Origin of the sequence: Microbispora sp. NPDC049125, from assembly GCF_040802045.1 — a bacterium.
GTDB lineage: Bacteria > Actinomycetota > Actinomycetes > Streptosporangiales > Streptosporangiaceae > Microbispora.
In genome coordinates this window covers 45,458-63,465 of record NZ_JBEZDW010000030.1, presented here as the reverse complement: position 1 = coordinate 63,465, position 18,008 = coordinate 45,458, and the positions used below count along the sequence as shown (strand labels likewise).

General features: G+C 72.8%; 14 protein-coding genes. 12 read left to right on the top strand and 2 right to left on the bottom strand.

Annotation, left to right across the window (positions count from 1 at the left end; translation table 11 throughout):
* Positions 1 to 134: 134 nt before the first annotated feature.
* From AB0B72_RS28995 to AB0B72_RS28960, 8 genes are read left to right on the top strand one after another with little or no spacing between them, the layout of a single operon-like run.
* Positions 135 to 1,787, top strand: a complete 1,653-nt coding sequence (locus AB0B72_RS28995) for an ABC transporter substrate-binding protein (RefSeq protein WP_367742261.1) — start codon at positions 135 to 137, stop codon at positions 1,785 to 1,787.
* Positions 1,784 to 2,707 carry an ABC transporter permease gene (locus AB0B72_RS28990; RefSeq protein WP_367742260.1) on the top strand — a complete coding sequence of 308 codons (924 nt, stop codon included), beginning with the start codon at positions 1,784 to 1,786 and terminating at the stop codon, positions 2,705 to 2,707. The genes AB0B72_RS28995 and AB0B72_RS28990 overlap by 4 nt, the downstream gene beginning before the upstream one ends.
* Complete coding sequence (locus AB0B72_RS28985) at positions 2,704 to 3,552, top strand: ABC transporter permease (protein ID WP_367742259.1); 849 nt, start codon at positions 2,704 to 2,706, stop codon at positions 3,550 to 3,552. Before AB0B72_RS28990 ends, AB0B72_RS28985 begins: the two co-directional genes overlap by 4 nt.
* Positions 3,549 to 5,249, top strand: a complete 1,701-nt coding sequence (locus AB0B72_RS28980) for a dipeptide ABC transporter ATP-binding protein (RefSeq protein WP_367742258.1) — start codon at positions 3,549 to 3,551, stop codon at positions 5,247 to 5,249. The genes AB0B72_RS28985 and AB0B72_RS28980 overlap by 4 nt, the downstream gene beginning before the upstream one ends.
* Positions 5,246 to 6,577: an NtaA/DmoA family FMN-dependent monooxygenase gene (locus tag AB0B72_RS28975; protein ID WP_367742256.1), complete on the top strand. Its 1,332-nt coding sequence runs from the start codon at positions 5,246 to 5,248 to the stop codon at positions 6,575 to 6,577. Before AB0B72_RS28980 ends, AB0B72_RS28975 begins: the two co-directional genes overlap by 4 nt.
* A complete protein-coding gene (locus tag AB0B72_RS28970) occupies positions 6,574 to 7,761 on the top strand; it encodes an LLM class flavin-dependent oxidoreductase (RefSeq protein WP_367742255.1) in 1,188 nt (395 codons plus the stop codon). The genes AB0B72_RS28975 and AB0B72_RS28970 overlap by 4 nt, the downstream gene beginning before the upstream one ends.
* A 28-nt stretch (positions 7,762 to 7,789) precedes the next feature.
* Positions 7,790 to 8,845 (top strand): LLM class flavin-dependent oxidoreductase, encoded by a 1,056-nt coding sequence (locus AB0B72_RS28965; RefSeq protein WP_367742254.1) that lies wholly within the window; start codon positions 7,790 to 7,792, stop codon positions 8,843 to 8,845.
* A complete protein-coding gene (locus tag AB0B72_RS28960; RefSeq protein ID WP_367742253.1) occupies positions 8,842 to 9,972 on the top strand; it encodes an LLM class flavin-dependent oxidoreductase in 1,131 nt (376 codons plus the stop codon). Before AB0B72_RS28965 ends, AB0B72_RS28960 begins: the two co-directional genes overlap by 4 nt.
* 34 nt (positions 9,973 to 10,006) lie before the next feature.
* Here the strand turns inward: AB0B72_RS28960 and AB0B72_RS28955 are convergent, their stop codons facing one another.
* A complete protein-coding gene (locus AB0B72_RS28955) occupies positions 10,007 to 10,603 on the bottom strand; it encodes a TetR/AcrR family transcriptional regulator (RefSeq protein ID WP_367742252.1) in 597 nt (198 codons plus the stop codon).
* A gap of 92 nt (positions 10,604 to 10,695) precedes the next feature.
* On the opposite strand from AB0B72_RS28955, the gene AB0B72_RS28950 reads away from it, so the two are divergent.
* From AB0B72_RS28950 to AB0B72_RS28935, 4 genes are all read left to right on the top strand, one after another.
* Positions 10,696 to 11,619, top strand: a complete 924-nt coding sequence (locus tag AB0B72_RS28950) for a zinc-binding dehydrogenase (protein WP_367742250.1) — start codon at positions 10,696 to 10,698, stop codon at positions 11,617 to 11,619.
* 697 nt (positions 11,620 to 12,316) lie between these two features.
* Positions 12,317 to 12,958 (top strand): GPP34 family phosphoprotein, encoded by a 642-nt coding sequence (locus AB0B72_RS28945; RefSeq protein WP_367742249.1) that lies wholly within the window; start codon positions 12,317 to 12,319, stop codon positions 12,956 to 12,958.
* Between the two features lie 36 nt (positions 12,959 to 12,994).
* Entirely contained in the window at positions 12,995 to 14,467 is a 1,473-nt protein-coding gene (locus tag AB0B72_RS28940) for an APC family permease (RefSeq protein WP_367742247.1), read from the top strand.
* Positions 14,467 to 15,105 (top strand): GNAT family N-acetyltransferase, encoded by a 639-nt coding sequence (locus tag AB0B72_RS28935; RefSeq protein WP_367742245.1) that lies wholly within the window; start codon positions 14,467 to 14,469, stop codon positions 15,103 to 15,105. Before AB0B72_RS28940 ends, AB0B72_RS28935 begins: the two co-directional genes overlap by 1 nt.
* A 76-nt stretch (positions 15,106 to 15,181) precedes the next feature.
* Here AB0B72_RS28935 and AB0B72_RS28930 read toward each other — a convergent pair whose 3' ends face one another.
* Positions 15,182 to 17,857, bottom strand: coding sequence for a LuxR C-terminal-related transcriptional regulator (locus AB0B72_RS28930; RefSeq protein ID WP_367742243.1), 2,676 nt, complete (start codon positions 17,855 to 17,857; stop codon positions 15,182 to 15,184).
* Positions 17,858 to 18,008: the final 151 nt, after the last annotated feature.

Sequence of the window (18,008 nt, the reverse complement as noted above, 5' to 3'; positions counted from 1 at the left end):
CCCGCCACACAGTCAAGCTGAGGCAGCCTCAGATTGTCAATGTTGACGACATTACCCAGTTTTCCTACTGTGTAAGTAGGTTATGCGCTGACACCCCCCGCCCGGCGGCGTGCCTCACGGAAAGGCGAACCATCGTGCCCCCCTCCCACAGATCCGCCATCGCGGGTCCGGCCCTCCTCTCCCTCGTCATGCTGACCGCCTGCGGCGGCACCGACGCCACGACCCAGACCGCCGGCAGGCCCGACGGCGCGCCGGTCCACGGCGGGACGCTCGTCTTCGGCGTCAACACCGAGCCGCTGAACCTGGACCCGCACGCGAGCCCGCAGGACGTGACCGGCCTGTTCACCCGTCCGGTGCTCGACTCCCTCGTCTCCCTCGACGACAAGGGCGGGATCCACCCGTGGCTCGCCAGCTCATGGAAGATCTCATCCGACGGGAAGACGTACACCTTCAAGCTCCGCGAGGGAGTGAAGTTCAGCGACGGCAGCGCGTTCGACGCGGCCGCCGTCAAGGCGAACCTCGACCACATCGTCGACCCGAAGACCAAGTCGCAGCTCGCCGCCGCCGCGTTCGGCCCGTACACCGGGACGAAGGTGGTGGACGCGCACACCGTCACGGTGTCGTTCGCCAAGCCGTACTCCCCGTTCCTGGCCGCCCTGGCCACCGCGTACTTCGGGATCGAGTCGCCGAAGTCCCTGGCCGAGGGGCCCGAGGCGCTCGCCAAGAAGGTCGTGGGGACCGGGCCGTTCGTGATCGACCGGTTCACCCCCCACCAGGGGATCACCTACCACCGCAATCCCGGCTACGCCTGGGGTCCGGAGGGCGCCGGGCACACCGGGACGGCGTACCTGGACAAGCTGGAGATCAAGGTGCTGACCGAGGACTCCGTCCGGCTCGGGGCGCTGACCAGCGGCCAGATCGACGCGATCGCCGGCGTCCCGCCGGTGGACCTCAAGCGGATCCAGGCCGACCCCCGGCTCGCCGTCGTCAAGCGGCAGGCCCCCGGCGGGAACTACAACTACTACCCCAACACCGCCAAGGGCGTTTTCGCCGACCCCAAGGTCCGGCAGGCCTTCCGGGACGGCATCGACTTCGCGACCATCGTGCGGAAGCTGTACTTCGGCGCCTTCGACCCGGCGTTCAGCCCAGTCTCCCCGACGACGCTCGGCTACGACAAGGGCACGGAGACCCAGTGGAGGTACGACCCGGCGGCGGCCGGGCGGCTGCTCGACGACGCGGGCTGGGCCGGCCGCGACGCCGAGGGCTACCGCACGAAGGACGGCGCGCGCCTGACGGTCCGCTGGCCGTTCTTCAAGTCACTGGCCAGGGAGCAGCGCGGGACGCTGGCCGAGCAGGTCCAGGCCGAGGCCAAGAAGATCGGCTTCGAGGTCCGCTTCGCCGACGTCACGCCGAACGACTTCACGCCCATGGCCGTCGCGGGCGACTACGACCTGATCGACTTCAGCTGGCAGCGGGCCGACGGCGACGCGCTGCGCAACCTGTTCGCCATCGCCAACATCCCCAACGCGGAGCGGTTCGGCCAGAACCTCGCCCGGTACGACGACGCCGAGGTCGACGGCTGGCTGAACGGCGCGCTGGCCACCACCGACCTGGCCGAGCGGTCGCAGCTGTACGCCCAGGTCCAGCGGAAGGTCAACGCCGACGCCGCGGTCTTCCCCGTGTACGTCTTCAACTACCTGCTGGGCGTGTCCAAGGCGGCGCACGGCATCGGCTGGGAGCCGCAGGCGTACCCCACCTTCTACGACGCGTGGGTGTCGAAGGCATGACACGGCTGGTCCTGCGCCGTCTCGGCACCTCGCTGCTGGTGCTGTGGGGGGCGGTGACGGTGTCGTTCACCGCCCTGCACCTGACGCCGGGCGACGTGGCCGACGCCCTCATCGGCAACTCCACCGTGACACCGGAGGTCCGCGCCCGGATCATCGCGGACTACGGGCTCGACCGGCCCCTGCCGGTGCAGTACGTGAGCTACCTCGGCCGGGTGCTCCGCGGCGACCTCGGCCAGTCCTACCAGCTCCACGAGTCGGTCGCCTCGGCGATCGGCGCGCAGCTGGGGGCCTCGGCGCAGCTCGTGGCGGGCGCGCTGGCCGTCGCCGTCGTGGTGTCCACCACGCTGGCGTTGCTGACGGCCCGGCGGGCGCGCTGGATCCGGGGGCTCTCCTCGGGCCTGGAGCTGATCGGCGTCTCCATCCCCACGTTCTGGACGGCGATCCTGCTGCTGACCGTCTTCTCCTTCCAGCTCGGCTGGTTCCCCGCCGCCGGGGGCGAGGGGCTCTCCGGCCTGGCGCTGCCGGTCATCGCCGTGGCGATCCCGGTCACGACGCTGCTCACCCAGATGATGCGCGAGAACCTGGAGACCGTCCTGGACGAGCCCTTCGTGCTGACGGCCCGCTCCAGGGGGATGTCGGATCCGGGCGTACGCCTCCGGCACGCGCTGCGGCACGTGCTGGTGCCCGCGGTCACGCTGCTGGGCTGGGTCGTCGGGCTGCTGCTCGGCGGCATGGTGGCGGTCGAGCAGATCTTCTCCCGCCAGGGCATCGGCCAGCTCACGCTTGCCGCGGTGATCGGCAAGGACCTCCCCGTCGTGATGGGGGTCGTCCTGGTCACCGCGCTCGTGTACGTGACCGTCAACATCCTGGTCGACCTGCTCTACCTGGTCATCGACCCCCGGTTGCGAGGTGCCCGATGACCACCGCCGCCATCACGGCCGGTGCCGGGCGGGCCCGCCGGGTCCCCCGGCCGGGGGTGTGGGCGGCGACGCTGTTCCTCACCCTGGTCGCCGTCGCCGCCGTCGCGCCCGCCCTGCTGACATCCGGCTCACCCGACGCGGCGGACGCTCTCGCCGCGCTCCAGGGCCCCGGCCTGGCGCACCTGCTCGGCACCGACGCCAACGGCCGTGACGTCTTCACCCGGATCGTCTTCGGCGCCGCGCCGTCCCTGCTGGCGGGCCTGGGCGCCACCGCCCTCGGGGTGACGGCGGGCACCGCGCTCGGCCTGCTGGCCGCGCTCGGCGGGCGGGTGCTCGACGAGGTGGTCATGCGCCTGGTGGAGGTGGTGCTCGCGCTGCCCACCCTCCTGCTCGCCCTCCTGGTGATCACGGTGACCGGGCCGGGCACCGTGAACGTGATCTTCGCCATCGCCCTCTACACGGCGCCCGGCTACGCCCGGCTGATCCGTGCGCAGACGATGGTGATCCGGCGCACCGGCTACGTCGAGGCGGCCACCTCGCTGGGGCTGACGCGGGGACGGATCGTCGCGCGGCACGTCCTGCCCAACGCGTTCGCGCCGCTGCTCGTGCTGGCGACCATCGAGGTCGGGACCGCCCTCGTCGCGGCGGCGTCGCTCAGCTACCTCGGGCTCGGCCCGCAACCGCCCGCGCCGGAGTGGGGCGCGATGCTCGCCGGCGGGCGCGACTACTTCTCCGTCGCATGGTGGATCGCGATCTTCCCGGGCGTGGCGATCACGCTCACCGTGCTGTCGATCACCGTCGTCGGCCGTCATCTGCGGCGCCTGTCGGAAGGGAGGGCCTCGTGACAGAGCCGATCGTGACAGAGCCGATCGTGGAGGTGACCGGGCTGCACGTCTCCTTCGGCGCGATCGACGCCGTCCGGGGCGTGTCGTTCGCGGTGCACGCCGGCGAGTGCGTCGCCATCGTGGGCGAGTCCGGGTCGGGCAAGAGCGTCACCGCCCGCACCCTGCTCGGCCTCACCGGAGACGGCGCGCGGGTCCGCGCCGAGTCGTTCCGGATCGAGGGCAGGGACGCCTCCGGCTACCGGGAGCGGCAGTGGCGGGCGATCCGGGGCGGGCGGATCGGCTTCGTCCTCCAGGACGCGCTGGTCTCCCTCGACGCGCTGCGCCCCGTCGGGAAGGAGATCGCCGAGACGCTGCGCCTGCACCGTGACGTCCCCGGCGCCGTCTCCCGCGCCGAGACCGCCGGGCGCGTCCTGGAGCTGCTGCGCGAGGTCGGCGTGCCCGAGCCGGAGCTGCGCGCCCGGCAGTACCCGCACGAGCTCTCCGGAGGGCTGCGCCAGCGCGCGCTGATCGCCTCGGCCATCGCGTGCCACCCGCGGCTGCTGATCGCCGACGAGCCGACGACCGCGCTGGACGTCACGGTGCAGGCGCAGATCCTCCGGCTGCTGGCCGAGCGCAGGCGGCGGGGAAGCGGGCTGCTGCTGATCAGCCACGACCTGGCGGTGGTGGCGGAGCTGGCCGACCGGGTGCTGGTCATGAGGGACGGCGTGGTCGTCGAGGACGGCCCGGCCGCGCGGGTGCTGCGAAGCCCCGGCCATCCGTATACGCGGCGGCTGCTGGCCGCCGTCCCCATGGAACACGCCAAGGGCACCCGCCTGTCGGTCGCCGAGGGCGAGACGGCGCGCCCGATCCCGGCCCGCCCGCCCGGCGAGGTCGTCATCGAGGCGCGCGACCTGGTCAGGACGTTCGGGAGGCGGACCGCCGTCGACGGGGTGTCGTTCCGGCTCCGGGCCGGCCAGACCCTCGGGATCGTCGGCGAGTCGGGCTCGGGCAAGACCACCACGGCCCGTCTCGTGCTCGGCCTGCTCAAGCCCGACGCGGGCTCGGTCGAGATCGACGGCCGCCCGTGGGAGGGGCTGACCCCGGCCGAGCGGCGGGAGATCCGCCGCCACGTCCAGGTGATCTACCAGGATCCGCTGAGCTCGTTCGACCCGCGGTTCGACGTGCGCCGCATCCTCGACGAGGCGCTCGGCGTGGGAGGCGAGCCCCGGCGGACCCGCCGCGACCGGGCGGTGGAGCTGCTGGAACAGGTCGGCCTCGACGCCTCCGTGCTCGACCGGCGGCCGTCGCGGCTGTCGGGAGGGCAGCGCCAGCGGGTCGCCGTCGCCCGCGCCCTCGCGCCCCGCCCACGGGTGATCGTCTGCGACGAGCCGGTGTCGGCCCTCGACGTGTCGATCCAGGCCCAGGTGCTCGACCTGCTGGCCGAGCTCCAGGCGGACCTCGGGATCGCGTACCTGTTCATCTCCCACCACCTCGGCGTCGTCCACCACGTCAGCGACCACGTGCTCGTGATGAAGGACGGCCGGGTCGTCGAGTCGGGCGACGTGCGCCAGGTCTTCACCGCCCCCGCCGCCGGCTACACGCGTGAGCTGCTGGCCGCCATCCCCCGCCTGGACCCCCACCCGGACCCCCACCTGGAAGACACCCGTCCGGACGCCCCCCTGGACGTCACGGCGCCGGCTGTCAGGAAGGCATCATGACCAAGCAGATCCATCTCGCCGCCCACTTCCCCGGCGTCAACAACACCACCGTCTGGTCCGATCCCCGGTCCGGAAGCCAGATCGACTTCGACTCGTTCCGGCATCTGGCCCAGACGGCCGAGCGCGGCAAGTTCGACTTCTTCTTCCTCGCCGAGGGGCTGCGGCTGCGCGAGATGAAGGGCCGCATCCACGACCTCGACGTGGTGGGGCGGCCCGAGTCGCTGACCGTGCTGGCCGCCCTGTCCGCCGTCACCACCCGTCTCGGGCTGGCCGCGACGGTCAACTCCACCTTCAACGAGCCGTACGAGGTGGCGCGCCGGCTGGCCTCACTCGACCACCTGAGCGGCGGCCGGGCCGCCTGGAACGTCGTGACCAGCTACGACGCGTTCACCGGGGAGAACTTCCGGCGCGGCGGCTTCCTCGCCGAGTCCGACCGATACACCCGGGCGGCGGAGTTCCTGCAGACCGCGAGGGAGCTGTGGGACTCGTGGTCGGACGACGCGGTGGCCGCCGACCAGGCAGGCGGCTCGTTCATCCGCGAGGGAGGCATCAGCCCCTTCCGGCATCAGGGGCGGCACTTCGACATCTCGGGCCTGTTCAACGTCCCGCGCGGACCGCAGGGCCACCCGGTGATCATCCAGGCGGGAGACTCGGATGAGGGCCGCGAGTTCGCGGCCTCGGCGGCGGACGTCATCTTCAGCCGGCACAGCAGGCTGGAGGAGGGCCGGGCGTTCTACCGCGACGTCAAGCGCCGCCTCGCGGCGTACGGCCGCGGCCGCGACGACCTGAAGATCCTGCCCGCCGTGACGTACGTCCTCGGCGACACCGCGCAGGACGCCGAGGAGCGGGCGGCCGAGATCCGCAGGGCGCAGGTCAGCCCGCAGACCGCGATCTCCTTCGTCGAGGGCGTCTGGGGGCGCGACCTGTCCGGGTACGACCCCGACGGGCCGCTGCCGGACATCGAGCCCGACCTCGACGAGGGCGTCTCCAAGGGCCGCGCGCAGTTCCGGGGCGACCGGGGAGCGGTGGCCGCCAAGTGGCGGGCGCTGGCGCAGGAGAAGAGCCTGTCCATCCGGGAGCTCGTCATCGAGGTCGCCGCGCCGCAGACCTTCGTCGGGACCCCGGCGTCGGTGGCCGACGAGATCGACACCTTCGTGCAGACCGACGCCGCGGACGGGTTCATCTTCGTCCCGCATCTGACGCCCGGCGGGCTGGACGACCTCGTGGACAAGGTCGTCCCGCTGCTCCAGGAGAAGGGCGTCTTCCGCGCCGACTACGCCGGACCGACCCTCCGCCATCACCTCGGCCTCACCAAGGAGACGTCATGACGCTGCATCTCGCCGTCGCGCTGGACGGCGCGGGCTGGCACCCTGCCGCGTGGCGGGCCGAAGGAGCCCGGCCCGACCGGCTGTTCACCGCCGGATACTGGGCCGAGCTGACCCTCGAAGCCGAGCGCGGCCTGCTCGACTTCGTCACCTTCGAAGACTCGCTGGGCCTCCAGTCGTCCCGCTTCGAGGCCCCGGACGGCCGGCTCGACCAGGTGCGCGGCCGGCTGGACGCGGTCCTCCTCGCCTCGGCCGTGGCGCCCGTGACGTCCAGGATCGGGCTCGTGCCGACCACGAGCACGACCCACACCGAGCCGTTCCACGTCGCGATCGGCATCGCCTCGCTCGACCACGTCAGCCGGGGCCGGGCCGGGTGGCGGCCCCGCGTGTCGCCCCGGGCCGACGAGGCCGCCCACTTCGGCCGCCGCGAGTTCCCGCCGCTCAAGCTCTCCGCCCTGTCCGCCCTGCCCGACCCCGCCACCGAGCGGCACGTGCGGAACCTGTTCGGCGAGGCCGCCGACGCCGTGGAGGTGGTGCGCAGGCTGTGGGACAGCTGGGAGGACGGCGCCGAGATCCGCGACGTGGCGACCGGACGCTTCATCGACCGCGAGCGCCTGCATTACGTCGACTTCGACGGCGAGTGGTTCAGCGTGAAGGGCCCGTCGATCACCCCGCGCTCCCCGCAGGGCCAGCCGCTGGTCACCTCGCTCGCTCACGACACGCTGCCGTACGAGTTCGCGGCCCGCGCGTCGGACGTGGTGTACGTGACCCCCCACGACAGGGAGGAGGCCGCGGCCCTGGTCGGCGAGGTGCGGGCCGCGGAGGCGAGGGTGGGCCGGGCCGGGCCGCCACTGCGGATATTCGCCGACCTCGTCGTGTTCCTCGACGGCGACGGCCGCAAGGCGCGCCTGGACGAGCTCGACGGGGCCGAGCTCGTCTCCGACGCGCTGGTCTTCGACGGCACTCCGGAAGGGCTCGCCGGCCTGCTCGTCGCCTGGCGGGAGGCGGGCCTGGACGGATACCGGCTGCGGCCGGGCGTCCTCCCCCACGACCTGACGGCGATCACCCGTGGCCTGGTGCCCGCGCTCCAGGCCAGGGGCGTCTTCCGCCGCGGATACGACACGGCCGACCTGCGCGGCCGTCTCGGCCTGTCCCGCCCGGCCAGCCGCTACGAGAAGGCGTCATGACCACCGCGTCCGGCGAGGTGGGCCGGCCGTGAAGTTCCTGACGATGACCCTCGCCTTCCACACCCCGCACCCGCTGACCGGCGAGGTGAAACCGGTCAGCGAGCGGTTCCGGGAGGTCGTCGACAGCGCGGTCCTGGCCGAGGAGCTGGGGTTCGACGGCTTCGCCTTCGGGGAGCGGCACGAGCGGCCCTTCCTGTCCTCCTCCCCGCCCGTCGTGCTGAGCCACATCGCGGCCCGCACGTCGCGGATCCGGCTGTTCACCGCGGTGACGACGCTCAGCCTGCTCGACCCCGTCCGGGCGTTCGAGGACTACTCGACCCTCGACCACCTGTCCGGCGGCCGGCTCGACCTGATGATCGGCAAGGGCAACGGCTCCGCCCAGGCGGAGCTGTTCCACGTGACCGAGCAGGACCAGTGGGACCGCAACCGGGAGGGCTACGAGCTGTTCCGCCGCCTGTGGCGCGAGGACAGGGTCACCTGGTCGGGACGCTTCCGGCCGCCGCTGAACGACGCCGAGGTGCTCCCCCGCCCGTTGCAGCGGCCCATCCGGGTCTGGCACGGCAGCGCCACGAGCAAGGAGTCGGTCGAGCTCGCCGCCCGGTACGGCGACCCGCTGTTCTCCGCCAACGTGACCAACCCCGTCGAGCCGTACGCGGAGCTGGTCCGCCACTACCGGGAACGGTGGGAGCACCACGGCCACGACCCGGCCGACGCCCTGGTGGGCGCCGGGAGCGCCGGCTACTACAGCGCCCCCAAGTCGCAGGACGCGATCGAGACCTACCGGCCGATCTTCGACGCCCGGCTGCGCCTGTTCGCCGGACGCGGTCTCGACCCGGTCTTCCACAGCCTGGAGGACGCCGTCGAACGCAGCTCCATCCTCGTCGGCAGCCCCCAGCAGATCATCGACAAGGTCCACCGCTACCACGACCGGCTCGGCCACGAGGTGATGCACCTGCCGGCCGAGGCCGACGGGCTGACCGGCGCCCAGCATCGAGCGTCGCTGGAGCTCTTCCAGAGCGACATCGCGCCCGTCCTCCGCAAGGAGATCCCCAGCAGGCCGCTCTCCCAGGGAGGAATCTCATGACGCCGCTGTCCATCCTCGACCTCGCCCCCATCGTCTCCGGCGGCACCGCGCGGGACGCGCTGCGCAACACCGTCGACCTCGCCCGGCAGGCGGAACGGCTCGGCTACCACCGGTACTGGCTGGCCGAGCACCACCTCACCCGCGGCGTGGCGAGCTCCGCTCCCGCCGTCCTCATCGGCGCCGTCGCGGCGGCGACCGAGCGGATCAGGGTCGGGTCCGGCGCCGTACAGCTCGGCCACCAGACGCCGCTGGCCGTGGTCGAGCAGTTCGGCACCCTGGACGCCCTGCACCCCGGCCGGATCGACCTCGGCCTCGGCCGCTCCGGGCAGCGCGCCAAGGAACTGCGGGCCGCCGCCCCTGAGCCGGTGGTCACCGAGGCCCGCGTGGTCGACGGGCTGCTCATCCCGCCGCCGTTCTCCTTCGCCTCGCTCGCGAGCTCGCCCCTCTTCCGGCTGTACGGCTCACTGCTCCAGCAGCCCGGAGCGGAGTCACCCGACTTCGCCGAGCAGGTCGACGACATCCAGGCGTTCGTCGCGGGCGCCTACCGGTCGCAGGACGGCTTCGAAGCGCACGCCCAGCCCGGCGAGGGCGCCGCCCTGGAGCTGTGGATCCTCGGCAGCAGCGGCGGCCAGAGCGCCCAGGTGGCCGGTGAGCGCGGCCTGCCGTTCGCCGCCAACTACCACGTCAGCCCCTCCAGCGTGCTGGAGGCGGTGGAGGCGTACCGCGACGCCTTCAAGCCGTCGCCGGCGCTGTCCGCGCCGCACGTCATGGTGTCGGCCGACGTCGTGGTCGCCCCGACCGACGAGGAGGCGCGCAGGATCGCCGAGCCGTACGGACTGTGGGTGCGCAGCATCCGCAGCGGCGCCGGGGCGATGCCCTTCCCCTCGCCGGAGGAGGCCGCCGCCCACGAGTGGAGCGCCGAGGACCGCGCGCTGGTCGCCGACCGGATCGACACCCAGTTCGCCGGGTCGCCGGAGACGGTGGTCGAGCGGCTCCAGGTGCTGCGCGCGGCCACCGGAGCCGACGAGCTGCTGGTCACCACCATCACCCACGACCACGGCGACCGCGTCCGCTCCCACGAGCTGCTCGCCGCCGCCTGGAACGACGCCGGGCGGGCCACACCCTGATCCCCCGGGAGGGTGTCGCTCCGGGGCACAGGGCCTACCGCACCGGCCGTGATCGTGCCGGAGCGCGGAGGATCGTGTCGGCGAGGTCGTGCAGGGACGCGGCGAGACGGGCGGCGCCGCCGTTGGCGGTGATGCTCCTGACGAGGTCGGCGTCGAACATGGCCAGCAGGGTGTGACCGTAGAACTCCGCGTCCAGGTCGGGGCGGGCCTGGCCGAGGAGCGCGGTGATGTGGCGGTGCCAGCGCAGGTAGGTGGGGTCGGAGAGCTTGTCCTGCGGGCACGCGCGCTCGTGTGCCGCGAGCACGGAGACGTTGCGGGTGGCCAGGCTGGCCAGCGCGTCGAGGAAGGCGGGCAGGCGCTGCTCGGGCGGCGCCCCCGGCCCCAGCGGCGGGGGGCCCGAGACGATGGCTTCGCTCAGCATGCGCGCGCGTTCTTCGAGGAGCGCGCGCATGAGGCCGGTGCGGTTGCCGAAGCGCCGGAAGACCGTGCCCTTGCCCACGCCGGCCGTGGCCGCGACCTTGTCGATCGAGACGTGATCGAAGCCGTGCGCGGCGACGAGCGCTTCGGCCGCCTCCAGGATCGCGTGGCGGTTGCGCAGGGCGTCGGCACGCTCCGGGCGCTGCTCGCTCACCGCACCCTCCCCTCTTGAACAATCGGACCAACGGTCCGTATATTACTCTCTCACTATCCGGACTGACAGTCCGGTTCACTTACTGAGGGAGCATGATGAGCGTTCGCGCCGTAATCGTGGATCCGGACACCCCCGGCGGCATGCGGCTGGGCGAGGTGCCCGACCCCCGCCCGCTGCCGCATCAGGCGCTGGTCGATGTGCACCACGTGTCGGTCAACCACGGCGATCTGCGGACCGGCGTACGTCCGGCGGGAACCGTGCTCGGCTGCGATGCCTCCGGCGTGGTGGCCGAGGCGGCGGCCGACGGGACGGGGCCCGCCGCGGGCACCCGTGTCGTGGCCTTCACCGTGGGCGCCTGGGCGGGACGGCTGGCCGTCGACACCGGCGCCCTCGCCGAGGCGCCCCCGTCGGTCGACCTGGCGGACGTGGCCGCCCTGCCACTCGCCGGGCTCACGGCGCTGCGCACGCTGCGCGCCGGCGGCCTCCTCCTGGACAGGCGGGTGCTGATCACCGGGGCGTCCGGCGGCGTCGGCCGGATGGCGGTGCAACTCGCGGCGCTCGGCGGCGCGCGGGTCATCGCCTCCGTGGGCGCGAAGGCGCGCGGTGAGGGACTGGGCGAGCTGGGCGCCCACCAGGTGGTGGTCGGCCTTGACGGCGTCGGCGAGCCGGTCGACCTGATCCTGGACACCGTCGGCGGGCCTCAGCTCGTCGAAGCCTGGGGCCTCCTCGCGCCGGGCGGGCAGCTGCAGAGCATCGGCTGGGCCTCCGGCGAACCCGCGGTCTTCCCGCCGTACTCCACCTTCGCGCTCGGCCCGGCCAGGACCTTGCGGTCCTTCGGCGACGCCGCCGACGTCGGCGCCGACCTGGCGACCCTCGTCCGCCTGCTGGCCGAGGGGAAGATCACCGCCGGAGTCGGCTGGCGCGGCCCCTGGGACCGGGCCGCCGAAGCCGCCCAGGCGCTGTCCGAACGCCGCGTGACCGGCAAAGCCGTGCTGGACGTGGCGATCCGGCGATGAGCGCGCGGCCCCCTGGGCTGCTCCCGCCGTCGCCCCCGTGTCACAGGGTCACCACTCGGCCGGCTAGGTCCGCGAGGCGGCCCGGCGGGTGTCGGCGCGCGGCTGCCCGTGTCGAGCTCGTCGCCGCTCCACCGCTCCCGCGTCCGCTCCCGTCCCTTGTCCGACTTACCGGGGTTCGCCACCAGGACGAGCCCGGTGGTCAGCACGAACAGGTCGTGCTCGACCTCCTCGGCCTTGTCCGACCCGCCCGGCGTGACCGCGAGCTTCGCGATCCTCTCCAGCGGAAGGGGGGCGCCGTGCACACTCTGGTACTCGGCGGGCCCGGTCCACGAGTGCCGCCAGACGGCGATGCCGGACCTGACCGCGGCCAGCCGCAGCAGGGTCTCCAGCGGCCCGGCGAACAAGGGGCCCACCTCCCGGCGGGTGGCGTCCGGGAAGAAGGGCTGCGCGATCCGCACCAGCTGCCCGGCCGCGATGAGCTCGAACACATCGGCCAGCCAGGCCATCGCCCGCGGAAGGTACAGGCAGGCCGCGCCTTTTGGCCGAACGAAAGTACTCATACGCGCGGTCCGTAGCCGTGGGTCACACCTATCAAATGCGCCACATAGTGGCGTTTCGCCCATCAAAGGGGCCCTCGGGGGCATCGACACCTTCCATCACTAACAGATTTAACAAACCGCCTATATCATCGCCGTTCGTGGCTGAAGCCGATCTTTCGAGCCCGTCGCTGGCCGACGATCTGTTCTTCGTCATGCACGACAGCGTGACGGGGCGTGCGCGCGTACATCCCCGCCTCGCGAGCCTTGGGCTGGCCGGCGCCGTCCTCGGTGAGCTGATGCTCGCCGACCGGGTCACCATCGACCTCGATTCCGGCCAGGACCGCACCTACGCGACCGTCCACGACGCCACCGGCGATCCGCTCACGCAGAGCGTGCTCGACCATGTCATCGCGGAACCGCAACACCCTGTGATCACCTGGCTGCTCTTCTTCGCCCGTACGATCTACGCCGACATCACGGCCAGGATGATCGCCGCCAACCTGCTCAACCCGCCGGTGAGGCATCTGTTGAAACAGCAGCCCGCGGTTCCCGTGGACCCGAACACGGCCGCGTGGCCGCTCGCCCGTCTCAACCTCGCAGTCCAGCGGCGTCAGCCGCCCGCGCTCAGGGACTGCGTCCTCTACGGTCTCTTCGCCGCCACCCGCGGCGCCCAGCGGGCCCTGTGGGAGCATGATCACGCGTTCGTGGCCGCCACGATCGCCATGCTCCCCCCACCGCTCCAGAGACTCATCGTTCAGACCGAGGTTGCGGTCGGCGAAGCCGTCATCAGCCGTCGGTAGCCCCCCTCCCCACCCCCCATTTCAGGGAGTCCCCCCATGTCCCTCACAGAGCAACGGCCCAGCGCTGTCTCCGCCGCGCTGGCCAAGGATCGGCTCGGCATCCCCTCGGTCGTGTTCTTCGTCATCTCCGCGGCGGCGCCGCTGATGGTCGTCGCGGGTTCTGTCCCGACGGCGTACGCGGTGACGAGCGTCATCGGTGTGCCGTTCGCCTTCCTGTTGCTGGGCGCCATCTTCGCGCTGTTCGCGGTCGGGTACGTGACGATGGCCAGGCACGTCGTGAACGCGGGCGCGTTCTACGCCTACGCCGCCCAAGGGCTCGGCCGGACACAGGGGGTGGCGACCGCCTGGGTGGCGGTGCTGGCCTACAACGCGCTGCAACTGGGCCTGTACGGCATCATCGGGTCGGCGGTCGAGCCCCTGCTCGCCGACTGGTTCGGCGTTTCGCCCGCGTGGTGGGTGATCGCGCTGGTGGCGTGGGCGGTGGTCGGCGTCCTCGGCCTGCTGCGGGTGGACATCAACAGCCGGATCCTGTCCGTCCTGCTGGTCAGCGAGATCGCCGTCGTCCTGCTGTTCGACATCGGCGACCTGTTCCACGCCGCCCCGGGCGGCATCAGCTTCGAGGGCTTCACCCCCGGCTCGCTGTTCGTGCCCGGCGTGGGCGCCGCGCTCGCCACCGTCGTGGCCGGATTCGCCGGCTTCGAGTCGTCGGTGGTCTTCGCCGAGGAGTCCAAGGACCGCAACAGGACCGTGCCCATCGCCACCTACCTGGGCATCACGATCATCGCCGTTCTGTACGCGATCTCCGCCTGGGCCCAGACCGTGCCGACCGGTCCCGGCGGGATCGTCAAGGCGGCGACCGAGCAAGGGCCCGTACTCATCTTCAACCAGGCGTCCGCCAACCTCGGCTCCACCTTCTCGACGATCGGGTCCGTGCTGTTCGTGACCAGCAGCATCGCCTGCATGATCGCCTTCCACAACACCACGGCGCGCTACATCTTCGCGCTGGGCCGCGAGAACGTCCTTCCCTCGGTGTTCGGCCGCACCTCGGCCCGTACCGCCGCCCCGATCGCCGGATCGGTGCTGCAGACGGTGCTCGGGCTGATCGTCATCGTCATCTACGCGATCTCCGGCGCCGACCCGGTCACGAAGCTGTTCTTCACGTTCGGCGGGTTCGGCGGTCTCGGGCTGCTGATCCTGCTCACCGTCACCTCCATCGCGGTGATCGTGTTCTTCACCCGCAACCCCTCGGGGGAGACGGCGTGGCGGACGCGCATCGCCCCGGCGCTGTCGATCGTGGCGCTGTGCGTGATCATCGCGCTGACGCTGCTCAACTTCGACACGGTCCTCGGGGTCGCGCCGGACGCGGCCATCCGCTGGATCCTGCCCAGCATCTTCATCGTCGCGATCGTCTTCGGCGTCGTGTGGGCTCGCGTGCTGAAGTCGATCAAGCCGGAGGTGTACGCCAACATCGGCCTGGGCGCTCAGGCCGTCAGCGGAGGAGCCAAGTGATGCCCGAGATAACGCGGATCACGGACGCGGCCGCGGCCGGCGAGATCATCGCCGACACGTTCAGCCCCGACGCCATCACCAGCTGGCTCATCCCGCCCGTGGAGGATCGCCTGCCGATCCAGCGGCGCTTCTTCACCATCCACGCCGAGCACGCCCTCGACCACGGCCTCATCTACGGGATCCACGAGGCGGGCGAGCTCGCCGGCGTCGCGGTCTGGTTCGTCGCGCCGTTCCCCGAGATCCCCGGCCTGGAGGAGCAGATCGCCTCCTTCGCCGGGGAGTACGCCGGGCGCATGGCCATCCTCGGCGAGCAGATGGACAAGATCCACCCGCACGAGCCGCACCACTACCTGGCGTTCATCGCCCTGGTACGCGGGCGGACCGGCCGCGGCCTCGGCAGCATGCTGCTGGAGGAGCACCACCGGCGGCTCGACGCCGAAGGGATGCCGGCCTACCTGGAGGCCAGCAGTGAGGCGAGCCGCCGGCTCTATCTCCGGCACGGCTACGTGGACATGCCGGAGCTGCTCCGGCTGCCCGACGGCCCGGTCATGTACCCGATGTGGCGGGCGCCGGTCTCCGACGCCGAACGGCCGGCCGGCGGCCGTGCCGAGCAGAACGGCCGGGGCGCCGCCGGCTGATCGGCCAGGACAGGCGGGTGGAGGCCCCGGCCACCGGGGCCTCCACACCCGGCGGCGTCATCGGCGCCGGTCCCGGTCAGCAGCTGCCGCAGCCGCACACCAGGCCCCTCTCCCCCTGCTGGGACGGATGGCCCAGCACGTGCGCGAGCGCCTGGCGCCCGGACACCCCGAGCTTGGCGTAGACCCGGCCCAGGTGGTTGTTGACCGTCCGGAGCGACAGGCCGAGGCGGCCGGCCACGGCGCGGCCGGACAGCCCCGCCGCGGTCAGTTTCGCCACCTGCAGCTCCCGGGGGGTCAGCGACGCCTCGCTCCCCGTCAGGTCCGTGAGCGGCGTGCGGGCGCCTCCGCAGTCGGCCAGCACCTCACGCGCGAACACGAGCGCGTTCTTGGCCGCCGCGCTCCGGCCCGCCGCCACATGTAATCGGTACGCCGTCGCGGCCGCCTCGGCGGCGGGCAGCGTATGGCCGATGCGGTGAAGCGTCCCGGCCGCCTCCGCGAGCAGGTCGGCGTCGTCCGTGGCGAGCGCGGCGGCGACCGTGGCGAAGGCCGCCGTCGCGGGCGTGGCGACGCTCTCGGCAAGCCGGTGCAGCCTGTCGCATACCTCCTTCGCCGCGCCGAATCGCGCGGCGTCGAACAGTGCCAGGGCCTCGATCATCGGCGCCCCGGCCCCGCGCGCGGCCTTCGCCGCCATGACGGCGCGGCTCGCGGCGCCGGGCAGATCGAGGGCGGCCGCGGCGGCCCAGGCGCGGTTGCGCTCGATCCAGGGCTCGAAGAGCACGCCGGGTGGCGCGGGACAGCCGTCCATCCGGCTCAGCCACGCGTCCGCCTGGACGGCGTCCCCCGCCATCGCGTGCGCGCCGGCCAGCTCGGCCAGGTAGACGCGCCTCAACCGGAACGGGTCGTGCCCGTCGAGCAACACGATCGCCTCGCGCAGCGCCAGCTGCGCCGGCTTCACCCGCCCCTGAGCCTTGGCCACGATTCCGCGGACGGCCGCCCACACGCCGACCAGGGGCGCCGGTTGCGATTCCGCGGCCTCTCGATACGCGCGGGCCACGGTCTCGGCCGCGGTGGTGAGGGAGCCTCCCAGCAGGAGGGCCAGGCACCTGGCGACACCGACCTGGGCCTGCGCCCACGGTGACGCCTTCCGTTGCGCCGCCGTCTCCAGGCCGATGGCGCCCGCCCGTTCGGCGAGGTCGGCGTCTCCCACGAGACCCGCGGCGAAAATCACGGCCGTCGCCGCCCAGACCGGCGCCCGCTCGGGCGTCTGGTCCGGCCGCCGGCGTGGCCGGGCGAGCAGCGCCGTACCCACCGCGAGAGACCGCGCGACCTGCCCTTCGAGCAGCATCGTCCAGGCTCGCACCGCGTCCGCCGCTCTTCCGTCGGCCGGACGTCCCTGAGCCGGTGGGGCTTCGTCCCGCCAATACTCGATCTTCTCCCTGAGCGCCGCGAGCCGGTCGGCGCGTTCGTCGCCGTCACAGTCTCCCGGAGCCGGGAGCACGCCGGCCGCGTCGGCATGGCGCCCCTGCGACGCGAGCACCTCGGCGAGGGTCAGGCTCGCGTCCACCCCGCCACCGATGTCGCGGGACGCGGCCGCCAGCCGCTCGGCGAGCTTGAGCTCCAGCCGGTCGGCGGCACGGTGGGCGGCGGCCAGCAGCTCCTGCCCCGACGAGCCGCGGCCGGCCCTGAGCCCCCACACGGCCAGGTCGAGCGCGTCGTCCGCGCGACGGCGTGGTGACGCGGCGAGGGACTCGGCGAGTTCTCCCCAGATCGCGTGCGCCCGGGCGCGCGGCATCCGTGCGCGGACCACCTCGCCGTACGCGGGGATCGTGAACCGTGCCTGGTGCCGGGCTCCCGAGCGTTCGACCACCACCAGCCCCCGCCGTTCGGCCTGCACCACGGCGGAGTGCCCGGTGATCCCCTCAAGCACGGGCTGGCCGAGGGGCTCCCTGCAGGCGAGCACCTCCAGGACGGCGAGCACGGCCGGATCGTCGGCCTGCATCTGCGCCTCGACCAGATCACCGAGCCGCCCGGTGATCCGCAGCCGGCCGTCCAGATGCCACAGGCCGTCGACCCGTCGCAGCGCGGAGCTCTCCAGCCCCGACTGCACGAGCTCGCGCAGCACCAGCGAGTTGCCCGCGGACAGGTGGCGGAACGTGCGTCGCGTGACGGCGTCCAGCGGACCGCCCAGGCCGCGCTCCAGCAGCGTGTCCACGTCGCCGTCGCCGAGCGGCTGCAGCTCCACACGCCTCGCCACCCGTTCCTTCCACAACGCCGTCATCACGTCGGGCGCCGTCTGCCCCTGCCGTAGCGTGACGAGCACGAAGGTCCTCGTGTGCACGGCGAGCTGGTGGACGAGCACGGCCGAGGCGTCGTCGAGCAGATGGGTGTCGTCCACGACGAGAACGGGCCGCTTCCCCGCAGGGACGCTGAAACGTTCCAGGATCCGGTGGAACAGGCCCTCCCCGGCGGGGACCGGCGGATCGCCGGGGGGCGCGAGGTGCAGCAGCGCGCCCAGGGGGATCGCCCCGGCGGCACGGGTCCCGGCCGCCCAGGACGTCGGGTGGCCCGCCGCCGCGAGCCATGCGACCGCCTCCCTGGCCAGGCGCGTCCTGCCCACTCCAGGTGGTCCCACGATCACCACCCCGGCGTCCGCCCGCGTCGCCGCCTCCGTGATGGTGCGCAGTGCGGCGGCGCGGCCGACGAGCGGCCATGAGGTCCCGGGGCCTGCGTCGTGCATGCGGCCGTCAGCCATGTCGTCCCCTCCGGATGTCGCCACACTCAATACCACGCAGTGCCCCTGGCCGGCTTGGCCAAGCGGCGACTGTCGCCGAGTAGCGGTCGCATCCCGGAGGCCGGGCGCGGCGGGTTACCTCACCGCCGCCCTCGTCACGGGCCGGGCGGTA

Excerpts from the sequence above, each read along its gene's own strand:
- AB0B72_RS28930 (WP_367742243.1), bottom strand. The coding sequence starts at position 17,857 with ATGGCTGACGGCCGCATGCACGACGCAGGCCCCGGGACCTCATGGCCG.
- AB0B72_RS28970 (WP_367742255.1), top strand. The coding sequence starts at position 6,574 with ATGACGCTGCATCTCGCCGTCGCGCTGGACGGCGCGGGCTGGCACCCT.
- AB0B72_RS28935 (WP_367742245.1), top strand. The coding sequence starts at position 14,467 with ATGCCCGAGATAACGCGGATCACGGACGCGGCCGCGGCCGGCGAGATC.
- AB0B72_RS28975 (WP_367742256.1), top strand. The coding sequence starts at position 5,246 with ATGACCAAGCAGATCCATCTCGCCGCCCACTTCCCCGGCGTCAACAAC.
- AB0B72_RS28985 (WP_367742259.1), top strand. The coding sequence starts at position 2,704 with ATGACCACCGCCGCCATCACGGCCGGTGCCGGGCGGGCCCGCCGGGTC.
- AB0B72_RS28940 (WP_367742247.1), top strand. The coding sequence starts at position 12,995 with ATGTCCCTCACAGAGCAACGGCCCAGCGCTGTCTCCGCCGCGCTGGCC.
- AB0B72_RS28990 (WP_367742260.1), top strand. The coding sequence starts at position 1,784 with ATGACACGGCTGGTCCTGCGCCGTCTCGGCACCTCGCTGCTGGTGCTG.
- AB0B72_RS28960 (WP_367742253.1), top strand. The coding sequence starts at position 8,842 with ATGACGCCGCTGTCCATCCTCGACCTCGCCCCCATCGTCTCCGGCGGC.
- AB0B72_RS28950 (WP_367742250.1), top strand. The coding sequence starts at position 10,696 with ATGATGAGCGTTCGCGCCGTAATCGTGGATCCGGACACCCCCGGCGGC.